At 71.1% G+C, this 17,732-nt stretch carries 19 protein-coding genes; 8 read left to right on the forward strand and 11 right to left on the reverse strand.

The annotated features are described in order from the left end of the window. Nucleotides 1-109 precede the first annotated feature (109 nt). Both MWM45_RS01125 and MWM45_RS01130 read left to right on the forward strand, forming a co-directional pair. Nucleotides 110-940 carry an oxidoreductase gene (locus tag MWM45_RS01125; protein ID WP_247827765.1) on the forward strand — a complete coding sequence of 277 codons (831 nt, stop codon included), beginning with the start codon at nucleotides 110-112 and terminating at the stop codon, nucleotides 938-940. 68 nt (nucleotides 941-1,008) lie between these two features. Further along, nucleotides 1,009-1,893, forward strand: a complete 885-nt coding sequence (locus MWM45_RS01130; protein ID WP_247827766.1) for an NAD-dependent epimerase/dehydratase family protein — start codon at nucleotides 1,009-1,011, stop codon at nucleotides 1,891-1,893. 20 nt (nucleotides 1,894-1,913) lie between these two features. Here MWM45_RS01130 and MWM45_RS01135 read toward each other — a convergent pair whose 3' ends face one another. The 3 genes from MWM45_RS01135 to MWM45_RS01145 all read right to left on the reverse strand — a co-directional run bounded on the left by MWM45_RS01135 (nucleotide 1,914) and on the right by MWM45_RS01145 (nucleotide 4,785). Then, nucleotides 1,914-3,125 (reverse strand): cation:proton antiporter domain-containing protein, encoded by a 1,212-nt coding sequence (locus tag MWM45_RS01135; protein ID WP_247827767.1) that lies wholly within the window; start codon nucleotides 3,123-3,125, stop codon nucleotides 1,914-1,916. A gap of 63 nt (nucleotides 3,126-3,188) precedes the next feature. Continuing rightward, a complete protein-coding gene (locus MWM45_RS01140) occupies nucleotides 3,189-4,346 on the reverse strand; it encodes a glutamate--cysteine ligase (protein ID WP_247827768.1) in 1,158 nt (385 codons plus the stop codon). Nucleotides 4,347-4,362: 16 nt separating this feature from the next. Then, nucleotides 4,363-4,785 (reverse strand): hypothetical protein, encoded by a 423-nt coding sequence (locus tag MWM45_RS01145; protein WP_247827769.1) that lies wholly within the window; start codon nucleotides 4,783-4,785, stop codon nucleotides 4,363-4,365. A 133-nt stretch (nucleotides 4,786-4,918) separates the two neighbouring features. On the opposite strand from MWM45_RS01145, the gene MWM45_RS17630 reads away from it, so the two are divergent. Both MWM45_RS17630 and MWM45_RS01150 read left to right on the forward strand, forming a co-directional pair. Further along, nucleotides 4,919-5,050, forward strand: a complete 132-nt coding sequence (locus MWM45_RS17630; protein WP_269076568.1) for a hypothetical protein — start codon at nucleotides 4,919-4,921, stop codon at nucleotides 5,048-5,050. Then, complete coding sequence (locus MWM45_RS01150; RefSeq protein ID WP_247827770.1) at nucleotides 5,047-5,715, forward strand: GAP family protein; 669 nt, start codon at nucleotides 5,047-5,049, stop codon at nucleotides 5,713-5,715. The genes MWM45_RS17630 and MWM45_RS01150 overlap by 4 nt, the downstream gene beginning before the upstream one ends. A 22-nt stretch (nucleotides 5,716-5,737) precedes the next feature. On the opposite strand, the gene MWM45_RS01155 is transcribed toward MWM45_RS01150, so the two are convergent. Then, the gene (locus tag MWM45_RS01155; protein ID WP_247827771.1) at nucleotides 5,738-7,006 is read right to left on the reverse strand and encodes an LssY C-terminal domain-containing protein; all 1,269 of its coding nucleotides are present in this window, start codon (nucleotides 7,004-7,006) and stop codon (nucleotides 5,738-5,740) included. Nucleotides 7,007-7,174: 168 nt separating this feature from the next. Between MWM45_RS01155 and MWM45_RS01160 the strand changes: the two genes are divergently transcribed. Beyond that, complete coding sequence (locus MWM45_RS01160) at nucleotides 7,175-7,975, forward strand: CPBP family intramembrane glutamic endopeptidase (RefSeq protein WP_247827772.1); 801 nt, start codon at nucleotides 7,175-7,177, stop codon at nucleotides 7,973-7,975. A 25-nt stretch (nucleotides 7,976-8,000) separates the two neighbouring features. Here the strand turns inward: MWM45_RS01160 and MWM45_RS01165 are convergent, their stop codons facing one another. After that, nucleotides 8,001-8,465, reverse strand: a complete 465-nt coding sequence (locus MWM45_RS01165; protein WP_247827773.1) for a GyrI-like domain-containing protein — start codon at nucleotides 8,463-8,465, stop codon at nucleotides 8,001-8,003. Nucleotides 8,466-8,521: 56 nt separating this feature from the next. After that, nucleotides 8,522-10,084, reverse strand: a complete 1,563-nt coding sequence (locus MWM45_RS01170) for a chitinase (protein ID WP_247827774.1) — start codon at nucleotides 10,082-10,084, stop codon at nucleotides 8,522-8,524. 197 nt (nucleotides 10,085-10,281) lie between these two features. Between MWM45_RS01170 and MWM45_RS01175 the strand changes: the two genes are divergently transcribed. Beyond that, nucleotides 10,282-12,717: a glycosyltransferase family 2 protein gene (locus MWM45_RS01175; protein ID WP_247827775.1), complete on the forward strand. Its 2,436-nt coding sequence runs from the start codon at nucleotides 10,282-10,284 to the stop codon at nucleotides 12,715-12,717. Between the two features lie 34 nt (nucleotides 12,718-12,751). Here the strand turns inward: MWM45_RS01175 and MWM45_RS01180 are convergent, their stop codons facing one another. The 3 genes from MWM45_RS01180 to MWM45_RS01190 form a co-directional block, all read right to left on the reverse strand. Continuing rightward, a complete protein-coding gene (locus MWM45_RS01180) occupies nucleotides 12,752-13,003 on the reverse strand; it encodes a hypothetical protein (RefSeq protein ID WP_247827776.1) in 252 nt (83 codons plus the stop codon). 162 nt (nucleotides 13,004-13,165) lie between these two features. Continuing rightward, complete coding sequence (locus tag MWM45_RS01185; protein WP_043443015.1) at nucleotides 13,166-13,468, reverse strand: hypothetical protein; 303 nt, start codon at nucleotides 13,466-13,468, stop codon at nucleotides 13,166-13,168. A 105-nt stretch (nucleotides 13,469-13,573) separates the two neighbouring features. Further along, complete coding sequence (locus MWM45_RS01190; RefSeq protein WP_247827777.1) at nucleotides 13,574-15,037, reverse strand: protein adenylyltransferase SelO; 1,464 nt, start codon at nucleotides 15,035-15,037, stop codon at nucleotides 13,574-13,576. A gap of 185 nt (nucleotides 15,038-15,222) precedes the next feature. Here MWM45_RS01190 and MWM45_RS01195 point away from each other — a divergent pair, with 185 nt between their 5' ends. Beyond that, nucleotides 15,223-15,387 carry a hypothetical protein gene (locus tag MWM45_RS01195; protein ID WP_247827778.1) on the forward strand — a complete coding sequence of 55 codons (165 nt, stop codon included), beginning with the start codon at nucleotides 15,223-15,225 and terminating at the stop codon, nucleotides 15,385-15,387. Nucleotides 15,388-15,439: 52 nt separating this feature from the next. On the opposite strand, the gene MWM45_RS01200 is transcribed toward MWM45_RS01195, so the two are convergent. Further along, complete coding sequence (locus MWM45_RS01200) at nucleotides 15,440-15,604, reverse strand: hypothetical protein (RefSeq protein ID WP_247827779.1); 165 nt, start codon at nucleotides 15,602-15,604, stop codon at nucleotides 15,440-15,442. Nucleotides 15,605-15,675: 71 nt separating this feature from the next. Beyond that, complete coding sequence (locus tag MWM45_RS01205) at nucleotides 15,676-16,521, reverse strand: metal-dependent hydrolase (RefSeq protein ID WP_247827780.1); 846 nt, start codon at nucleotides 16,519-16,521, stop codon at nucleotides 15,676-15,678. Nucleotides 16,522-16,664: 143 nt separating this feature from the next. On the opposite strand from MWM45_RS01205, the gene MWM45_RS01210 reads away from it, so the two are divergent. Next, nucleotides 16,665-17,669 (forward strand): MsnO8 family LLM class oxidoreductase, encoded by a 1,005-nt coding sequence (locus MWM45_RS01210; protein ID WP_247827781.1) that lies wholly within the window; start codon nucleotides 16,665-16,667, stop codon nucleotides 17,667-17,669. The last annotated feature ends 63 nt before the right edge of the window (nucleotides 17,670-17,732 follow it).

Consider the following 17,732-nt stretch of genomic DNA (forward strand, 5'->3'; position numbering starts at 1 on the left):
TCCTCCCCGCCCCTCCGGCGCGTATTCCGTCATGGTTTGGACGGAACCACGGACTCTGGCGTTGACTGGTACGTACCCGGTGGAGCGCCGGCGCCCTCAAGGAGACACCATGACCACCTGGCTGATCACCGGCTGCTCGACCGGACTCGGTCGCGCCCTCGCAGAGGCCACGCTGCAGCGCGGCGACAACGTGGTGGCCACCGCCCGCGATGCCTCGACGGTCGAGGATCTCGCAGCGAAGTACCCCGACGCGGCGCTCGCCCTCTCCCTCGATGTGACGGACCCCGGCCAGGTGCAGACGGCGGTACAGCGTGCCACCGAGACGTTCGGCGGGATCGACGTGCTGGTCAACAACGCCGGCTACGGATACCGCGCCGCCGTGGAGGAGGGGGATGACGGCGACGTGCGCACCCTGTTCGACACGCACTTCTTCGGCACGGTGGACATGACCAAGGCCGTCCTTCCCCAGATGCGTTCCCGCCGCTCGGGCACCATCGTGAACCTGTCCTCGATCGGCGCGAGGATCACCCCGGCCGGGTCCGGCTACTACGCGGCCGTTAAAGCCGCGATCGAAGGACTCACCGGGTCACTGCGCAAGGAGCTGCAACCCCTGGGTATCACGGCGATGGTCGTGGAACCCGGTGGATTCAGGACGGACTTCTCCGGCCGATCCCTCCGGCAGTCCGCGGAAGCCATCGACGACTACGCCGACACCGCGGGCAGGCGCCGCAAGGAGAACGACACCAGCCACGGGACGCAGCCCGGGGACCCTGCCAAGGCCGCAGCGGCCATCATCACCGCGGTGGATTCCACCGACGCACCCGAAGTGCTCATCCTCGGGGCCGACGCGACCACCGCCCACGCCGACGTCCTCCGGGCGCAGCTCGCCTCGCTCGAGACCTGGCGGCACGTCAGTGAGAGCACCGGGGTGGACGACTAGCTGCACCAGTCCGCCCCCTGCCTTCCGGCCGACACACCGATCGACCCGCATCAACCCGAGGAGACACCATGAAGGTCCTGATCACCGGCGCCCATGGAAAGGTCGGTCGCGCCACGACGCAGGCGATGATCGACGCCGGACACGAGGTGCACGCCACCGACCTCACGCGGCCCGGCTTCGAACGCAAGGCCGACGACGCCCCCAGGTACACGATGGCGGATCTCACCGACGCGGGGCAGGCCTACGCCGTCGTCCACGGCGCGGATGCCGTGGTGCACATCGCCGCGATCCCCGAGCCGACCGGCAACCCGCCCCACATCGTGTTCCAGACCAACCTGATGGCCACGTTCAACGTGCTCGAAGCGGCCATCCGCTTCGGCGTCAAGCGCTTCGTCTACATCTCGAGCGAGACCGTCCCCGGGTTCTTCTTCCCCGAGCGTGACTTCCTGCCCGACTACGCCCCCGTGGACGAGGAGCACCCGATCCACCCGCAGGACCCCTACGCCCTGTCGAAGCATTTCGGCGAGCAGCTCATGGACGCCGCGGTGGCCCGGGCGGACATCCGGTGCATCTCCATCCGGCCCAGCTGGGTCCAGTTCGAGGGCAACTACGAGCACAACCTCGGGCCGCAGATCCGCGACGCCTCGGTCCTCAGCCCCAACCTCTGGAGCTACATCGACGTCTACGACCTGGCCGACGCGATCGTCCTCGCCACCGGGTCGGACCTGCCGGGGCACGAGGTCTTCTACATCGCATCCCCCGACAACGTGGGCGGCTACGACTTCGCCGAGATCCTCACGAAGTACTACGGCGACCAGATCGAACTGCGCGGACTGGACCGGACGGACGCCTCGGGCATCTCCAGCCGGAAGGCCCGGGAGCTGCTCGGGTGGGAACCCCGGCGGTCATGGCGTGACTACCTCGATGCGGACGGGAAGGCCCTCCCGAAGTAGTCCGCGATCGGCGGCGCATCCTACGGCCGGGCGGCGGGAGGGTTCGACGTCGACGCCGCCCGCCCGTACCGCGCGGCCAGCGGCGCGGCGCTGAGCCCGTGGGCCAGGACGCTGAGGAGGATGGTGACGGCGATGACCGCCACGGCGTCGTCGGCCTCGGGCCCGAGCGCCTCCAGCGCGAGCAGGGCGAACACGATGGACGCCAGGCCGCGCGGGCCGAACCAGCCCACGAACAGCACGGTGTTGCGGTCCAGGCCGGAGCCGATCAGCGACAGGGCCACGGGGACCATGCGCACCACCGTGAGGCTGAGCGCCGCGTAGACGACGGTCAGCACGGTGATGCGGTCCAGCACGATGGCGACGGTGACGGCGCCGAAGACCGACCACACGAGAATCGACACCAGGCTGCTCGTCTGCTCGAGGAACACGAGCTCGCCCTCGGCGCGGGGGCCGGCGAACCTGCCGAACGCCAGCCCTGCGCAGAAGGCCGCGACGAAGCCGTTGCCGCCCACCTCCACGGCGCCGGCGTAGGCCAGCAGGGCCAGGGCCAGGACGCCGATGCCCAGGAACTCCTCGGCGGCGCTCCCGCGCCGACGGGCGCGCCGCAGCAGCCACCCCCCTGCGCCGCCGACCGCCGCACCCGCCGCCACACCGATGAGCAGCGTGATCACCGCAGACCCGGCACCCTCGGCACCCTCCACGCCGGCGGCAGCGGCCGCTCCTGCGATGGCCAGCAGGACCACGGGGGTGGTGATGCCGTCATTCAGGCCGCTCTCCACGGTGAGCAGCCTGCGGATCCGCGACGGCACGGCCGGGTTCGTCACCACGGGAAGCCCCAGGGCGGCGTCCGTCGGGGCCAGCGCCGCAGCCACCACGAAGGCCAGCCACAGTCCCTGCTGCGGGAACAACCAGGCGGCCAGCGCCCATCCGGTCACGATCGTCAGGGGCAGCCCGACGCCCAGGAGCCGCACGAGCCGACCCACGTCCTCGCGGAGCTGCTGCACCCGCAATCGGGCAGCGTCGGAGAAGAGCACCCACACCAGGGTGACCTCTACCAGGGGAGCGAACGTCTCGGGAGTCGTGGAGCCGTCCACCAGGCCGAGCCCCGCGAGGGCCCCTCCGAGGACGAGGAACACGATCGACGGCGTCAGATCGGCCCGTTGCAGGCGCGCCGAGACCAGCGCCCACCCGAAGAGGGCCGCGGAGATGAGGACGAGGGTCACCTCGTTCATGGGGGACCTCCTGGCGCGTCGGTGCACTGCGCCCGGGACCGGGGAGGACCGCCGTCCATCAGGTCAACCGACCCCGGGGTCCACGGCGCCGGCCGTGGCGCCACCCCGGTCGAAGGAGTGGGTGACCTCCACGGCATCGGCGACCACATCCGCCAGCCGGCCGGTGCGGTGAAGGACGGCGCGTTGCCGGTCGGCGCCGGTGCCCCGCTCGAGCAGCCGGACGAGCCCGTCCATCACGGCTTCGGTGTCCCCGGCCTCGTCCAGGGCGGGCAGCACATGATTCAGCAGGGCCCCCACCACATCCCACGCCGGGGCGGGGTGCCCCGTCAGCGGATGCACCAGATCCGCCCCCAGCCCGGACAGCCTCGCCTGCCACCCGGCGAGGCGCAGGGCCGGAGCGGAGATCTTCGCCGGAGGCAGGCCGGCGCGCCAGTCCCGGGCCGCGGTCTCCACGAGGCCACGCGCCAGGGCGGCGATCAGCCCGGCGTCCTCGGCGAACAGGCACACGTCGGCAACCCGGATCTCCACCGTCGGATAGGTGTGGGACAGCCGGGCATCGAAGTAGAGCATCTTGCGGTCGAGGAGGACGCCGGTGGCCATCAGCTCCTCCTCCCGGGCACGGTAGGCGGCCACCGACCCGTACACCGGTGAGGGCCCGGCCGAGGGCCACCCCTGCCAGACCTGCGAGCGGTAGCTGGTGAAGCCGGTGTCCTGCCCGTTGATGAAGGGGGAGTTCGCGCTCAGGGCCACCAGCACCGGCAACCAGTTGCGGATGCGGTCCAGCACTCCCACGCCTTCCCGCGGGGACGTCACGAAGACGTGGATGTGCATGCCGCACGTCAGGTTCTCCCGGGCGAGGACGCCGTAGCGGTCGATGATCGTGCCGAACCGCGCCGTCGGGTGGACGTGCGGGCGCCCGGGCACCGGGGACGTGGCCAGGGCGGCGGCACGCGCCCCGACCGCGCGGGCAGCCCGGTCCGCGACGGCACGCCCGACGACGACGTCCGATACCAGCCGCACCAGCGCGCGGGGTGCGGAGGAGACCACTTCGATCATCTCCTGCTGCAGTTCGGCCTCGAGCTTCGGTCCCGCGGTATCCTCCCCGGCCTCCGCGTATTCCTCGAGCAGGGCCCAGGAGGCAGCGAGCGGCTGACCGGTGGCACCGTCGACGAGGAGGAGTTCCTCCTCCACGCCGAACGTCCGCACTCCCTCGGCGTTCACGGGGCGTCCTCCACGGTCAGCCGCAACCGAGTTCGGCGACGTACTCGTCGCGCGTGACGTCGACCTTGGCGACTTCCGCCCGCAGGACGGCGGCGCGCTCGAGCAGCGTGGCGTCGTCGGGGACCGCGTCGACCGCCGTCTGGAACTCCCCGACGGACTTGTTCAGGGCCTCCCTCTTGTCCTCGGCCACGTCCCCGCCCTCCTCCATCAGATCCTCGAAGGTCCGCTGGACGTCCTCGCGTGCCGCCTGGACCTCGTCGACGGTCGTATCCGGACTGAGGGTGGCCGTGAAATCCTTCACCGCGGTTCGGAAGGCCCCGGCGGAGGCACAGGCCTGGTCGGTGTTCTCGCTCGGCGTGGGTGAACTGCAGCCGGCCAGCAGGGCGGCGACCGCCCCACAGGTGATCAGTCCGGCCAGAACGGGTTTCGTCGTCGACATGGAGCGTTCCTTCCTTGGAGCGCGGTGGTGGTGCGGCCGTGCCGGTCGCCGGTGGTCTGGCCATTCTTGGTCGCTGCCGCCGCCCTGTCCTCACCCGGAATGGATGTTGCTCGCCCCCGGGGAGGTGTCCAGAGTGGGGAGGCAGAGTCCACCCGCGCAGGAGCGAGGCCACGCCGTGCAGCAGGAACGCGCAACACCGCCCCTCGCCGCGCTGTCGGGGGTACTGGACCTGGGCGGCCCGGGTTTCCAGATCGTCACGCCGTGATCGCCGCGCTCGGGGCTGTCCTGCCCATCGCCGTCGGCGGGATGCTCGCGTCACTGCCCGTCGTGGCGATGGCCGCGGTGCTCGGCACCATCGCCGGTCGGGACGTGCTGCGCCGTTTCACCCTCGGCTGGCTGGTCGGCATGCTCGCCGTCGGTACCCTCGGGTTGCTGCTCGTGGACGTCGTCACCTTCGCCTCGGACTCGGCGGCCTGGCTGGCAGGGCTGCGGATAGCCCTCGGCGTCGCACTCATCGTGCTCGCGGCGCGCGCCTTCCTCCGCCGGCCACGGGGCGACGCCGCCCGGGCGAGCCCGAAATGGATGACGGCGCTGGAGGGCATGGAGGCGGGCCGGGCCTTCCGGATGGCCTTCCTCCTGGGCTCGGTGAACCCGAAGAACGTCGTGATCGTCCTGTCCGGCGTCGCGACGATCGTCGCGCAGACCGGGGACGTAGGCACCCAGTTCGTGGTGCTCCTGGTGTTCGTGCTGGTGACGAGTCTCGGCGTCCTGGCGCCCCTGGCCGCCCTCACCCTCCTCGGGGACCGCGCCGCGCGTCCGCTGGAGCGCTTCGTGGGCTGGTTCGCGCACAACAGCCAGGTGGTGCTCGCGAGCGTGATCCTCCTGCTCGGCGTCGTCGTGCTCTCCGGCGGTCTCGCCGCCCTCGGCTGACGTACCCGGTGCGCCGCCGGGATCACACCCGGCGGCGCCGGTGCGCGAACTCGCGTGAGCGCTGACTCGACAGGGCGAGGATGAGGAGGATGTCGAGCGAGAGCCCCAGGAGCGTCGTCTCGAACGTCACCGGCGCGCCCGTCCCGAAATCGACCACGGCCTGGCTCGTGATGGCGGCCGCACTGAGCATCATCGCGGTGATGCGGGCCCTGTTCCCGCCGCGCAGCACGAAGCGGGCGAGGACCAGGTCGAAGAGCCCGAACGCGACGAGGACGGCGGCCACGGCGGGGATCACGCGGGCATTCGATCCCGCAGTGGCGACGGCGTCCGTTGCCCCGCCCAGGAGGGCCAGGCCGAGCGCCAGGGCGGCCAGCGCGCGCAGCCCGACGAGGACCGCGCCCACGATGGTGGGGGCCGGCGTCGTCCGCCGCTGGTCCACCGGCGGAAGGGGTGCTTCGGGATCCGGGTCCACGCCCCTGAGGTCCACGACGGGCAGGTCGCCGTCCGTCGAGATGCTGTCCCCGCCTCCGTTGCGGGAGTGGTAACCGGCGGAGAAGTCCTCGATGACCCTCACGCCGATGCCGGGGTCCGAGGCTTGAAGCGATGCCAGGACGAAATCCCGCTCCCGGTCCGTGTCCGCCTCGATCTTGTGCGTGATCTGCAGGGTGAACAGCGACAGCCCCACGGAGCGGTCGTACGTGCCCGCGGCCAGCCAGTCGACGGCGATCCCGCCCGGCAGCACCCAGCCGGGCGGGCACGGCCAGAACCGGATGTGGTGCCGTTTGCCGGGGTTGCCGTCCACCTCCTGCTGGTAGGCGAGGTCCTGCTGGCGCCCGAAGAGGAACAGCGGGCTGACGGGAGCCTGGTCGTAGCTGCGCCGCCGGAGCGTGGCGGTCACGATCCGCCGGCTGCTGCGGAGGTCGACGGCGTCGGCGAGGATCCATCCGGCGCGGTGCATCGCCGTGTGGAGCTGCTGGGCGCTACCGAGCAGGGCGACGTTGATCGGGTCGCCGAGCAGGCCGTCGCTCGTCCGCGCCCGGCCGATGAAGTAGTCGGGAAGGTAGATGCGCGTCAGGATGCGGTGCACCCGGGGGAGGACCAGATAGGCGAGGACCACCCAGAAGACGAGGCCGAACCACAGCTGCCCCCACTGCAGGGTCTCCTCGAGGAGGATGGCGGCGAACCAGACGGCGGCGAGACCGCTGAACGCGAACAGGGCACGATCGAGGATGGTGTCCCGGGCGGCGGCACCATCCTGAGCCGGCAGAACAACACCAGGCTGGGCGGTCATGCGGAGAACAGTACAGCCCTGTCCGGGACTGCAGAAGGGTGCAGGATGCGGCCGGCGCGGTCGTGCTTCCGGCCGGTCACCCGGGACGGAGGATGCCGGTCGGTTCCCGGCGGCATACGGTCCCGTTGACCGCCAGTGCACCGGCGGACCTGCTCGAAGGGGTCGATCATGCCGCAGTCCAACACATCCGCCGCCCTCGAGCGTGCTCCCCGGATCAGGCCGTCCACGGGGCCGGCCCTGCTGGTCGTGGTGGTCTACGCCGCGGTCTTCACGGTCACGGCGGCGACGTCGGGCATCCCCTACACGGAGTGGTTCGACTCCCCGGCGAACGTCTGGCGCACCGCCGTCCTGCCCCTGGCGGCCGGGACGATCGTCCTCATCGCCTTCCTGTGGTGGTCCCGCTGGGACGGCATCTTCCGGGACAGGGAACGCCTGCGGGTGCCGGTCGTGCTCTGGGTCGCCGTGGCCGCCTTCGTGATCGGCATCATCCTCCACCTCGTCTTCGTGGACTGGTCCGGGCTGGCCATCGACCTCCTGATCCCGATCCTCATCGCAGGAGCACTGGTGGGGTTCGCCGAGGAGACCCTGTTCCGCGGCATCCTCCTCCGGGGCCTGCGGGCCGACGGCCGCACCGAGGCAACGGTCGCGGTCGGTACGTCGGTGGTCTTCGGTGTGTTCCACCTGACCAACCTGGTCACCGGCTCGCCCGTGCCCGCGGTCCTGAACCAGGTGCTGCTCGCGACGATGACCGGGGCCATCCTCTACTCGTTCCGGAGGATCAGCGGGCTCCTGCTTCCGGCGATGGCCGCCCACGCACTGTGGGACATCTCCCTCTTCCTGCCCGCGGCGGACCCGACCACGGCGTCGTCGCTGATCGGTCTCGCCCTCCTGGTCGTCATCCCCGTGCTCGGCCTCATCGCCCTCGTCACGGTCGCCGGCAGGGACCGGCAGACGCCGTCCATGGCGTGAGGCAGGGCGATCGCTGCGCCGCGCGTCAGCCCTGGTGCACGGGCCAGCAGATCTCGGTCCGCCAGTTCGCGGGATCCGGCTCCACCTCCGGGTCGCTGAGATAGGTCTCCCACATCACCGGTCCCGGCGTCAGCGACGCGTCCGCGAAGTAGCGCTCCAGCTCGGAATAGGTGTCCGTCATCGTGTCGTAGGGCCCGGTGTGGGTCGCTGCGGCCACCTGCCCGGCGGGCAGCGTCCCGGGCACCACGTTCCCGGCCGGTGCGATGGCCGCAGCCACCGGGAAGCCCGCTTCGACGTCGACGACGTCGCCGGGCGGGCCGTAGTACTTCCCGAACGGCGCTCCGGTGGGGTGCACGCCCTGGGCCTGCAGCGCCGCCATCGTGTCCGCGAACGCGCGGGAGAAGAACTCGGTGAGTTCCGTCATCGGCACCTGCTCCCGGACGCCCGCCGTGAGTTGCTCGCCGTGCTCCATGATGTGGATCGTCGCCATGGAGCAACCCTTGTTCTGCCGGCGCGCACCGCCCAGTGCCGAAGGTCCCCGACCGGTCAGGACGCCGGGGGTTCCTCCAGGATCCTCAGGAGGGTTGCGTCGTCGAGCTTCTGCCAGGGTGAGGCGTCCGAGCCCTGCACGGCGGCCTCGGGGCTGTCGCTCTGGCTCCACCACTTCGCCTCGTACACGCGCCCGTCGACGAGGATCCGGTCGCCGCGCTCGTACACCTGCTTCGGGTCCCACTCCGGGTAGAGATCGGCCGGGGCGGTGACCGCAGGGACGGGCCGCTCGTCCGGCAGCACCGGACCCAGCAGCGTCCACGGGGTCTCCTCCGCCTGCAGCACCGGATCGTTCGGGAGGTCGCCCTGCGTCCAGTACTTCGCCACGTACACGTTGCCCTGCCACACCACGCGGTCATCCTCGCGGTACGTGCCGACGTCGGACCAGATGGGGTACGGGCTGGTCTCGGGGTCGTCCTCGACGAGGGCCTCCGGGGTCTCCTCGGCCACGGGCTCGTCGGCGAGCGTCGCCGCGCGGCCCTCGAAGTCCGCCCCGAGGATCGGCGCGAAGAGCAGGCCCTGCTGGTCGATCCCGCTGCAGGAATCCGAGACCACCGTGGTGTCCGCGTAGTTCTCGCTGCACGTGGCGTCGCGGTTGAGCGACCACATCGACATGCGGCCCGCGCCGCGTTCGGCGGCGAACGCGTTGAAGGCCTTGGCGTCGTCGAGCGTGAACACCTCGCCCTTGACGTCGTTCTGCCCGATCATCGGGGTCAGCCCGATCTTCCGCCACGCTGCCTGCGGGCCGATCTCGATGCCCGCCCGCTCGTAGAGGACCTGTATCTGGCGGTGCGTGGCATCCGCGGCGTTCTGCGAGGCGGTGAGCATGCTCGTGCCCTCGGGCCGGCTGCCGCCGTAGTCCATCGTCATGACGTTCACGCCGGCGAGGTCGACGCCGGCCTCCAGGAACTGCGCGACGGCGGCGGTACCGTCCGCGGTCAGGCCGGTCGGGGCGACCGGCAGGGTCAGCCACACGTTGAGCGGCGTGTCCGTGCCGGCCCGCTCGGCCTGGAGCGTGGCCATGGCCTCGGCACGGCGCTCGCCGGCGGCGACGTCCTTGAGGTTCTCCCCCTCGATGTCGAGGTCCACGGTGGTCAGCATGTAGCGGTCGATGACGGCGGAGTAGGCGTCCACCAGGTCCCCGGGATCGGTACAGGCGGTCGCGAGCTCGCTGTTCAGGAGTCCGCCGAAGGACACGATGACCTCACCGCCGTCCTGCACGAGCCGTGCCACGCGGCGGTCGAGGTCGAGGGCCGCCTCGGCTTCGTCCAGGCCGTAGTAGGTGCCCCAGGACGGGGTGCACGGATCCTCCTTCGACGCCACGATGAAGGACAGCACCGCGCTGCCGCCGGCGCCCTTCGCGGGGTCCTCGAACGCGTAGGAGGGCGTCGCCGTGACGTCGACGTAGCCGGCGAAGAAGGCGCCGGTGCCCTCGGCTGCCCTCGCGTCCTCCCACCGGTTCCAGCCCGTGAGGCCACCCGCGGACACGGCGACGACGACGGCGGACAGCAGGAGCAGGCGGAGGACGGACAGCCTCCGGCCAGGAAAGCGTGAAGACACAGGAACCCCAGATCATGGCCTCCACAGGAGGCGGGAGTGCGCACCCGGGGATGCGCGAGACGCTTGAAGCGTATGGGAAATTCCGGCCTCCGTCATTGTTTCGCCTAACGCTTACGGCGGGCGGGCCGACGGTGGAGAGTGACGCTGCATGTCGCGGGGGGACGTCATCCACCCGCCCGCCAACTGCCGAGGTAGCCATGTCCAGATCCAGCGATGCCACCGAGTCACCGGCACCTCGAGCAGGCGCCGATGCCGCGCCCGCCGGGACCGCGGGCATGACCGCCGACCCGTTCCCGGGCGCAGCCCCCGCCCCGCCTCTCGAGAAGGCATCGCCGGCCGCCGTCGCGGCCCGACGCCGGCAGTGGGGCGCGGAGCGTCGCTCGGAGCCGCTGTCCATCGTGCATCCGACGCCGTCCTCGCGGAAGATCGCCCTGGGCCGGCTCGGCATCGTGGTCACCGTGCTGGCATGGCTGACCTACATCGTCACGACGATCCTGCGACAGTTCGCCAACAATCCCGATGCCGGCTTCCGGTTCCAGGTCGAGGCGGTGTCGTACCTGATCGTCGTCACCTTCCTGACCTTCTCCGCGCTCATGTACCTGCTGGCCCGCCAGGGTGCGCTGTACCGGTTCCGCGACCACCGGCGCGTGCCGCGCGGGGAACTGGACCGCCACTTCGCCGATCACCGGGAGGGCATCACCGTCCTCGTGCCCTCCTACGCGGAGGAGCCCGCCGTCGTCCGGGCCACCCTGTGGTCCGCCGCCCTGCAGGAATTCCCCAACATCCGCGTGGTCCTGCTCCTCGACGACCCGCCGCATCCCGCCGACCCGGTGATCCGGCAGCGCCTCGAGGCCACCCGGGCGCTCACGTTCGAGATCGAGTCCGCACTCCTCGAGCCGTCCACGCGGGCGAGTGCCGCGCTGGCCGGCTTCGAGGCCTCCCTGGTGGCGCGCGGGCCGGACGCGCCGTCGTCGTACGATGACCTGCCCCCGCTCATCAGGGCGTACGAGGACGCCGCCGTATGGCTCGAGACCATGGCCGACACCGAGGCGGTGGAGGACCACGTGGACGAGTTCTTCGTGGACCTGGTGGTCATGGGCCTCGCCCGCGAGCTGCGGCTGACCGTGTACGCCCTCCGGGCCGCACTGGCGCAGGAGCAGTGCCCGGAGCCGGGCCGCCTCCGCGAGCTGTACGTGCGCCTCGTGCGGATCTTCAACACGCGGCTGGAGACCTTCGAGCGCAAGGCCTACGCCTCGCTGTCCCACGAGGCGAACAAGGCCATGAACCTCAACGCCTACATCTCCCTGATGGGTCATCGCTGGCGCAAGGAGCACGTCGCCACCGGCACGGTGCTGCGCCCGATGGCGGAGGGCGAGGACGCGGAGGACGACGACGTCCTGGACGTCCCCGATTCCACCTACCTGCTGACGCTCGACGCCGACTCCCTGCTGCTGCGCGACTACTGTGTGCGGCTCGTCCACCTGCTCGAGTCCCCGGGGAACGAGCGCATCGCCGTCACCCAGACGCCGTACTCCTCCTTCCGCGGCGCGCCGACGCGGATCGAGCGGGTGGCCGGTGCGTCGACGGACATCCAGCACATCCTGCACCAGGGCATGACCTACTACGGGGCCACGTTCTGGGTGGGCGCGAACGCCGTGATCCGGAAGCGCGCGGTCGAGGACATCGTCGAGGTCGAGAACGTGAGCGGCTTCGAGATCAAGACCTACATCCAGGACCGCACCGTCATCGAGGACACCGAGTCCAGTGTGGACCTCGGCAGCCACGGGTGGACGCTCATGAACTACCCCGAGCGCCTCAGCTACAGCGCCACGCCCCCGGATTTCGGTTCGCTCGTGGTGCAGCGGCGCCGGTGGGCCAACGGCGGGCTGCTGATCCTGCCCAAGCTGTGGAACCAGCTGCGACGGCGCCGCCACCTCCGCGAGCAGGTGCTCTTCCGGGAGGTGCTGCTGCGGGTCAACTACATGGCGTCGATCGCGTGGGCGAGCTTCGGGCTGCTGTTCCTCCTCGCCTACCCGTACGACAGCCGGCTCCTGAGCCCCGTCGTGTTCCTCGCCGCCGCGCCGTACTTCCTGGCGATGGGCAGCGACCTCCGCGACTGCGGGCACCGCTTCTCGGACATCTTCCGGATCTACGGATTCAACCTGGTGCTGCTGCCGGTCAATCTCGCCGGCGTGCTGAAGTCCATCCAGCAGGCGTTCACGGGCGAGAAGATCCCGTTCGTCCGCACCCCGAAGGTCAAGGACCGCACCGCGGCGCCCGGCCTCTACGTGGTCATCCCGTATGCGATCGTGGCCTTCTCCCTGCTGACCCTCACCCGGGACGTCCTGGAGCAGAACTGGGGCAATGCGCTGTTCGCCGGGCTGAACGCCGTCCTGGCTGCCGGCGCGATCCGCGCGTACATCGGCATCAAGAACTCGGCCGTGGACATGGGGCTCGGCGTCCTGAACTGGCTGTACGTGGCACCCCGGGTGAGGAAGGTCGAGGAGTCGAAGGTCATCGACAAGGCACCGGAGGAGGCGGACTGGGGGTCCATCCTGTATTACGGCGACCGCCGGCTCAACCGGGACCTGCGCTCGGGCAACGACCGCCGTCGTCGTGCCGGGGTGCGGTAGCGCGCTGCGGGCGCCCGGTGCGTGGACCGGGCCGTCAGGCGCCCGGCAGTGCCTGCGCGGAGCCGGCGCGTGAGAGCGTGCGCTGCTCCAGTGCGTCGAGGGCGGCCAGCGGGGACAGGTCGGCGAGGATCGCCACCGTCATCAGGGGTTCTCCGCTGATCAGGGCGTCGGCCACGGCGTCCTGGAGGTCCGTCCTCGTGTCGAGGCCGTCCTGGAACACGACGCCGGAAGAACCGGCTCCCTGGTGTCCTGCGGCCTGGACCCGGTCGAGATGTCGAGAGCTCATGCGAACCTCCTGTGCGATGGGTGGTAGGTCCAAGAGTGGTCCGCCGCCGTCGTCTACGAAAGTCCGCCCCGGTCGGACGAAAAGACGTGCGCTGCGGAGCGGGATGTGGTGTCGCCGGCCGGCGGCGTTCGCCGGGTGCCCGATCCGCGGGGCCCGCGGACCCTACGCGTCGGGATCCGGTGATCCTTCGGCGAGGAGGCGCTGGATCTGCTCGGGGGCGTCGTCGTACGTCGCCAGGATGTCCTCGAGGTCGATCATGGGCGGGAAGTCGATGACCGACTGGTGGCGGGCCAGGAAGCGCGCCGTTGCCTCGACGACCGTCACCTCGTCCGCATCCGCGGTCCCGAGGCGGCCCTGCAGGTCGGGATTCATGCGGAACAGCGATTCCACGGGCTGTCCCTCCGCCTCGGTCCGCACTCGATATTCGTTGTCGCTGACCCGGGTGATGTCGAAGGATGCACTCATGGCTGCAACGCTACGCGGTTCGGCCGGAGGCGCCCGGAGACCACTTTCCGGTGGACAAGCCGCTCCGCGTCGAGGTGCCGGGCGGCCACCGGACTCCCGTGACCGTCACGTGCCGCAGTACGTCGTGTACGCCCCGAAGTCGTCCGGCGCCCCGGCGGCGTAGCGCTCCAGGCCGGGCCGCTCCTCGAAGGGGTCGGTGAGGGCCTCGAGCAGCCGGCCCAGCGGGTCGAGGTCGCCGGCCGTCGCGGCGTCCAGCGCCTCCTCGACGAGGTGGTTCCGGGGGATGTACACGGGGTTCACGCGGTCCATCGCGTCGGCGTCGGGCGCGTGCGCGAGCCAGCGGGCGGTCCAGGCGTCGAAGGCGGCGACGTCGAGCACCCTGTCCCGCGCCGGGCGCGCGTCGCCACGGACCACGGAGCCGAGGCCACGGAAGAAGGACGTGTAGTCCACGTGGTTGTCCTGCAGGAGGGTGAGGACGTCGTTGGCCAGTGCCGACGCGACCTCGCCGTCGACGTCGTCGGGCAGTCCCAGCTTGGCCTTCATCCCGGCCAGCCAGGCGGCGCCGTACCGGGGGCGGAACGTCTCGAGTGCGGCGACGGCGAGCGGGACCGCCTGCTCGTGGTCGTCGTCGATGAGCGGGAGCAGGGTCTCGGCGAGTCGCGCGAGGTTCCACTCGGCGATGAGCGGCTGGTTGGCGTAGGCGTAGCGGCCGTCGCGGTCGATGGAGCTGTAGACCGCGGCGTAGTCGAAGACGTCCATGAAGGCGCACGGCCCGTAATCGATGCTCTCGCCGGAGATGGTCATGTTGTCCGTGTTCATGACGCCGTGGACGAATCCGGCGAGCATCCACTGCGCCACGAGCGAGGCCTGCGCGGACACGACCCCCTCGAACAGGGCCAGGTAGGGGCGCTCCGCCGCCGCGGCAGCGGGGTAGTGCCGGCTGATCGCGTGGTCGGCGAGGCGCTTCAGCAGGTCCGGGTTGCCCGTGGCTGCGGCGTACTGGAAGCTGCCCACGCGCAGGTGGCTGCTCGCCACGCGCGCCAGGACGGCGCCGGGCAGCATCGTCTCGCGGCGTACGTCGCTGCCGGTGGCGACGACGGCGAGGGAGCGCGTCGTCGGGATGCCGAGCGCCTGCATGGCCTCGCTCACGATGAACTCGCGCAGCATGGGCCCGACGGCGGCGAGACCGTCACCGCCGCGCGCGAAGGGCGTGCGCCCGGACCCCTTGAGGTGGACGTCGCGGAGCCGGCCGTCGACATCGGTGACCTCCCCCAGCAGCAGCGCGCGGCCGTCACCGAGCCCCGGGTTGAAGCTGCCGAACTGGTGGCCCGCGTAGGCCTGGGCCACCGGCGTCGCACCCTCGGGCGCCGTCGTGCCGACCAGCAGCGACAGCCCCTCGGGGGAGCGGAGGAACGCCGGGTCGAGCCCGAGCTCGGCGGCGAGCGGCTCGTTGAGGACGAGGAGGGCGGGGTGTGGGGCAGGCGCCGCCTGCCAGGCGACCGCCATCTCGGGCAGGTCCCGCGCGAAGCGCCCGTCGAAGGCCACCCTGGAATCTGTAGGCACGCTCATCCCTCCACCGTACGCCCGAGTGCCGCCGGGCTGATCGCAGGCGAGGGGGTTGCGTGAGAAGGCTTCTTCAGCCAGCCCGCCGAACCTCCCGGACGTTCTGCGATCGGGAAGGGCGAGCAGCATGGAGTAAACTAGTAAGCCACCTGATGTTCTTGGGTGCAGATGCGCAACCAAAGGAGACCATCATGGGAATCAGCAACACGCTCAAAAACGCTGCAGGCCGTTACCTCGGCAACAAGGGTACCGGCACTGCCGGCAAGCCTGCCGGTGGAGTCACCGGCAAGCGCGGCACGCCCGTGCCTGCAGGCAAGGCCGGCGGAATCCTCCGCAGCCTGCTGAACCGCCGCTAGCAGCGAGATCCGGGCCCTGGTCCTTCGGGACCAGGGCCCGGGCGTTCGGCCGTCAGGGACGCCCCTGCGACATCCTCCTCAGTTCGTCCTGCACGCGTGCCAGTTCACGTCGGCGCTGGACCTGGGGATCGTCCGGACCGGGACCCCGCTCGGGCTCCGGTGCGTGGACGTCCGCCTCCGTATCGAGGGGGTCGAAGAACAAGCCGTCGCGGTGCATGCGATCCTTTCGGGGTCAGGTCTGCCTCGACCCTAATCCGCCCATGTTTCGGGCATTTTTCGCGCCGCCGATCATCCGCCACCGGCGAGGCGTGCGGCCACCATCCCGCCGTCGTCGATCTTCAGGACCGCCCACCAGATCCCGCCGAGAGCGTAGAGCGAGACGGGCACGAGCAGGCACCACTCGCGCAGGGATCCGGCGTTGCCGAGGACGGGCACCGCGATGTTGCCGTTGGGGCGCCAGACCTGCGCGACGACGGGCATCTTCGCCAGGCTGCGCGGCCTCCTGAGCCGCAGCGGGTACACGGGGTTGCAGCCTCCGGTGGTCAGCATGTCGCCCAGGATGTGCACCACGACGCCGATGCCCACGGCGAGCGGGAACCAGAACTGCTCCTCGGGCGCGAACGCGGTGATGAACGCCCCGGCGGTGATGCCCACGGCCCACGGCGATTTCCGCATGCGGTCCGGGATGATCTTCAGGGCCTTCGCCGCGAAGGAGACCAGCAGCACCGTGAGCAGCCCCGCACCGGGATAGATGGTGCCGAAATCGACGGTCTCGACGGTCCACAGCCCGGCGACGAAAGCGACGGCGACGAACGCGGCCACCCCGAGCAGCGAGTGCGTACCGCGCCGGTGGCCGCCGGAGATCGCGCCGACGCCGGCGCAGAACAGATTGGACAGCGGCGGCAGGGAATGCGCGATCGTGGCGCTGTGATGATCGGCGTCGGGCAGGAGCGCCGCACCCGCTGTCACGAGGGCGCCCGTGACGACGCCGACGGGGCTGACGTCGAGGAGCCCCAGGCCGAGGGTGACCGATTCGGGCAGGACGGGCAGCCATCGGCCCACGTGCACCTCGATCTGGGTGGTGGCGGCGACCCAGGCGGCAGCGCCGCAGGCAGCATGGTGGGCGCCCATCATGGCGGGGAGTCCTTCCGGTCGAGACCACGCCGCGCTGCAGGGGCGGCCGGCGATGAGAACCCATCCTGACGCGTGCCACCCCCATTATCGGAAAACCGGTCCCGCACGCGGAATGACGCCGGCGGGCCGCGGGTTCCCTCCATATGCCCCTTCCCTTCGCCGGTGTCTCGATCCTCGACCGCGCCCAGTCCCGGACCGGTTCCTCCGAGGCCGAGGCCCTGCGGCACGTGATCGCGCGGGCGCAACGTGCGGAACGGCTCGGCTACCGGAGGTTCTGGGTCGCGGAGCACCACGGTGTGCCCGGCATCGCGGGGTCCGTACCCGCCGTCCTCGCGGCCGCGGTGGCATCCGCCACGACGTCGATCCGGCTCGGGACCGGCGGCATCATGCTGCCCAACCACCAGCCCCTCGTGGTCGCCGAGCAGGCGGCGACCCTGAACGCGCTGAGCGGCGGCCGGTTCGACCTGGGTATCGGCCGGTCCCTCGGCTTCACCTCCGCGGTCCGGGCCGCGCTCAGGGCGGACGGGGAGGACGCCGGCCGCTTCGAGCAGGACGTCACCGATCTCCTCGCCTTCCTCGGTGGCACCGCGCCGATCACCGCCCGCCCCACCGATGGCGGCCGGACCCCCGTCTTCGTCCTGGCCACGGGCCGGGGCGTGGACATCGCGGCACGAGCAGGCCTTGCCGTCGTGCTCGGGGGGCCGGCCCTGTTCCGGGACGCCGATCCCGCGCTCGAGCGCTACCGGGAGTCCTTCCGCCCGTCCCGGTGGTGGGACGAGCCGCACGTCACGGTGTCGCTGAACGTGGCCGTGGCAGGCACGACGGCGGCGGCCCGGCAGCTGCTCCTGCCCGAGGCCCGCGCGCTCGCCGCCTCCCGGACCACGGGGTCCTTCCCGCCCCTGGACCTCGCGGCGGCCCCGCTCACGGAGCGGCAGGAGGGGCTCGTGCGGGAGTCGCTGGCCGCGGCCGTGTACGGGACGGCGGACGAGGTGGAGCGGCAGCTCGCCGCGCTGCACGCACGCACGGGTGCCGACGAGCTGCTGGTCAGCGGTGGGGCCCACGACCTCGAGGCGCAGGCCGTCTCGGACGAGCTGCTGGCCGCTCTCGCGCGGCCCCGACTCCTGCCCGGATCGGCCGCCCTCCGCTGACTGTCCACGGCGAGCCGAGATAGTAAGCATACTTGTTATATCGGGTCGAACCACTCTATCCTG

This window comes from Arthrobacter antioxidans, from assembly GCF_023100725.1.
GTDB lineage: Bacteria > Actinomycetota > Actinomycetes > Actinomycetales > Micrococcaceae > Arthrobacter_D > Arthrobacter_D antioxidans.